This is a genomic window from Endozoicomonas sp. ONNA1 (assembly GCF_024606325.1).
In the GTDB taxonomy this organism is placed as follows: domain Bacteria; phylum Pseudomonadota; class Gammaproteobacteria; order Pseudomonadales; family Endozoicomonadaceae; genus Endozoicomonas_A.
The window spans coordinates 1-3,703 of the sequence record NZ_JAHHPN010000562.1 but is presented as its reverse complement, the minus strand read 5'-3'; the positions used below and the strand labels follow the sequence as shown (position 1 = coordinate 3,703).

The following is a 3,703-nucleotide window of genomic DNA, read 5'->3' as shown; positions in this document are numbered from 1 at the left end:
GGCATTGACATTGATTCCTTCTGCCAGTGACTTCTCCACCTGATCCAAATCCCCGTTAACACAGGCATCATAAAACGTATGATCGGGGAAAAATGGATCCGGGTGAGATTCACCGGTGTTCTTATTCAACATAGGCATGGGGTCTTGCCGACACATCGCGCACTCGCGTGAGCCGATGGACTGTTGAACAAAACACTTCGAAACACAGTCCAGATCGAAGAGCTTGCCACAACACCGGGCTTTGACGATCACGGGCGCTACGTCACGGCCATGGAAGTGAGCCAGACAAATAGGACAGGGTTCGTCCTCCGGCGCTACGACAGCGTCCCCGGGGACAGAGTTGCGAGTAATAGCATCCACAAGCAAAACATCTGTGTTATTCAATAAGTAATACGGATTAGATGCAAGAACACTCCAATAGTTCAGCTTTGGTTCAGCTCTTATGGCTAAAAAGTTTGCAGCGGCTAAATAATCTCCCATTTCACACACTCAGAAGATGGGAACAGCTCAAAGCTGCGTTTACTGGATAGCACAAGAACTTTCTGGTTCTTTTCTTTCCCTCCTTGTCCGGGTTTTGGGAAGGGCTTCCAGGTCGGTATTGTCCAACTCCGTTACGGCGGACGGCGGGGGGGTGTCAAGATTCGCCCCGCCGTCGATCAGGAGTTGCACGCAGTCGGTATTGTCCATCTCAGCAGCTATGGAGAGCGGTGTGGCGCCATTCGGCAGGGCGGCATTGATATCTGCCCTGGCTTTGATCAGGAGTTTTACAATGTCGCTATGGCCCCTCAGGGCAGCGATGAGCAGCGGGGTGGCGCCATCTCTGGCCCGTGCGTTGATATCCGCCCTGGCTTTGACCAGGGCTTTCACGCAGTCAATGTTATTTTCCTGGACAGCAATGAGCAGCGGGGTGGCGCCATCTTCATTCCCGGCGTCGAGATCTGTCTCGGCTTCGATCAGAGCTTTTACGCTGTCGGTATTGCCTTTTGCTGCAGCGATGAACAGCGGGGTGCCGCCGCCGTTTTTAGTCATGGCGGCGTTGGGGTCTGCCCCACCGTTGATCAGGTCTTTCACGCATTCGGTATTGCCTTTCTGGGCAGCGACGAACAGCGGGGTAGCACCATCCGACGAGGCGGCGTTAAGATCCGTCTCCGGTTTGATCAGGATCTTTACACAGTCAGTGTTGTTTTCTTGCACAGCGATGAGCAGCGAGGTGGCGCCATTTTTAGTCCGGGCGTTGAGGTTCGCCCCGGCTTCGACCAAAACTTTCACGCAGCCGGCATTGCCTTTTGCAGCAGCGCCGTACAGTGGGGTAGTGCCATCCGACGAGGCAGCGTTGGGATTAGCCCCGGCGTAGATCAGGGCTTTCACGATTTCGATGTTATTTTCCTGGGCGGCCAAGTACAGTGCGGTGTAGCCATATGGAGTCTGGGCATCGATATCCGCCTCGCCTTCGATCAGGGCTATCACGCAGTCGGTATTGCCCATCTCGGCTGCGACGTGGAGTGGGGTGGCGCCAAGCTTGGTCCGCGCGTTGAGATCCGCACCGCCGTTGATCAGGACTTTCACGCATTCGGTCTTACCCTTCCAGGCTGCGATGAACAGCGAGGTGGCGCCATTCCTGGCGCGGGCGGCGTTGATGTCCGCTCCGGCTTTTATCAGGCCTTCAACGATCGCTATGTGCCCTTTACCAGATGCCAACATCAAGGGATTGTAATCATCACTCCTGAAGACATTGACATTAACTCCCTCTGCCAGTGACTTCTCCACCTTATCGAACTTTCCGCCAAGACAGGCAGCATAAAATGTCTGATCGGGGAAAAATTGATCCGGGTGATATTCACCGGTGTTCTTATTCAACATAGGCATGGGGTCATGCCGACACATCGCGCACTGGCGTGAGCCTATAGATTGTTGAACAAAATACGTCGAAATACAGTCCAGGTCGAAGTGCTTTCTACAACATTGGGCTTCGACGATCACCGGTGCTACATTTCGGCCATGGAAGTGAGTCAGACAAATAGAGCAGGGTTCGGCCTCCGGCGTTACGACATTGTCCCAGGGGAAAGGGGTGTGAGTAATGGCATCGATAAAGTGAGTAATGGCATCCATAAAGTGAGTAATGGCATTCACAAGCAGAACCTCCGTATTATTGAATGAGTAATACAGTTGGACACAAAAACAGTACAAAAATTCAATTCTATGGCTATGAACGTCCCCTACCTTCTCTCAGCCCCGGTCAGGGCTATCACGCAGTCGGTATTGCCCATCTCGGTCGCGATGGACAGCGGGGTGGCGCCATCCCAGGTCCGCAGGGTGTTGAGATTCGCCCCGGCGTCGATCAGGAGTTGCGCGCAGTCGGTATTGCCCATCAGGGCAGCGATGAACAGCGGGGTAGCGCCATCGGACAAGGTGACGTTGATATCTGCCCTGGCTTCGATCAGGATTTTCAGGCAGTCGGTATGGCCCTTCAGGGTAGCGATGAGCAGCGCAGTGGCGCCATTCTTGGTTCGTGCGTTGAGATCTGCGCCGGCTTGGATCAGACGTTTCACGATGTCTGCATGGCCTTCCTGAGCAGCGATAAACAGCGAGGTGACGCCATTCTTAGTCCGGGTGTTGACATCTGCTTTGGCTTCAATCAGGGCTTTCACGCTGTCGGTATTGCCTTTTGCAGCAGTGATGAACAGCGGGGTGGCGCCATCCTTAGTCTGGACATTGAGATCCGCCCCGGCTTCGATCAGGAGTTTCACTATGTCGGTATGACCCCTCTGGGCAGCGATGAACAGCGGGGTGGCACCATCCGGACGGGGGAGGTTGAGATCCGCCTTGGCTTTGATCAGGATTTTCACGCAGTCGGTGTTATTTTCCCAGGCGGCAATGAACAGCGAGGTGGCGCCATCCTTATCCCGGGCGTTGAGGTTCGCATTAGCTTCGATCAGGATTTTCAGACAGTCGGCGATATTTTCCCGGGCAGTCAAGAGCAGTGCGGTGTTGCCATTCTTTGTCCGGGCGTTGAGATCCGCCCCGGCTTGGATCAGGCGCTCGACGATGTCCCTGTGTCCCAGGCAGGATGCCAACATCAAGACAGTGAAATTATCATCCATAACCGCATTGATATTGACTCCTTCTGCCAGTAAATTCTCCAACTGATCCAAATCCCCCTCAAAACAGGCAAGATAAAGCGCCTCATCGGGGAAAAATGTATCCGGGTGAGACTCACCGGTTTTCTCATTCAGCATAGGCATCGGGTCTTGCCGGCACATTGCACACCGGCGAGAGCCGATGGGCTGATCAACAAAACACCTGGAAATGCAGTCCAGATCAAAGCGATGGCCACAACACTGGCTTCTGACGACCACGAGCGCTTCGTCACGATCATGGAAGTGAACCAGACAAATAGGACAGGGATCGGACTCCGGCGATGCGTCAGTGTCCATGGGGACAGTGGGTTGAGCAATGTCATCCATAAGTTGTACATCCACGTCAGTCACATGACCTGCGCACTCCGGGCCGCGTCCATTGTCCAAATATGGGCATGAGCTTTGTTCGGGCGTTGCGCCTGTGTGGCCGGTCGAATTTTCTGCGGAATTCATCGACCACTCAGTGGACCCACTGCTATCGGATGATGTTCGGAATTGACAAACGCCATGGCAGGGAGAGACGAAACAATTTAAATCCAAAGAATGCAGAGATTGTTGAGGGCCTC

The 3,703-nt window shown here is 54.0% G+C and carries 3 protein-coding genes; all 3 read right to left on the bottom strand.

Features of this window, described 5'->3' with window-relative positions:
- Positions 1–480, bottom strand: a 480-nt coding sequence (locus tag KDK19_RS12865; protein WP_257292121.1) for a hypothetical protein, incomplete at its 3' end; no start/stop codon positions are given.
- A gap of 39 nt (positions 481–519) precedes the next feature.
- Complete coding sequence (locus tag KDK19_RS12860) at positions 520–2,130, bottom strand: ankyrin repeat domain-containing protein (RefSeq protein ID WP_257282296.1); 1,611 nt, start codon at positions 2,128–2,130, stop codon at positions 520–522.
- Positions 2,131–2,216: 86 nt separating this feature from the next.
- Positions 2,217–3,703 (bottom strand): ankyrin repeat domain-containing protein (locus KDK19_RS12855; protein ID WP_257287847.1); only part of this gene is annotated, 1,487 nt, incomplete at its 5' end.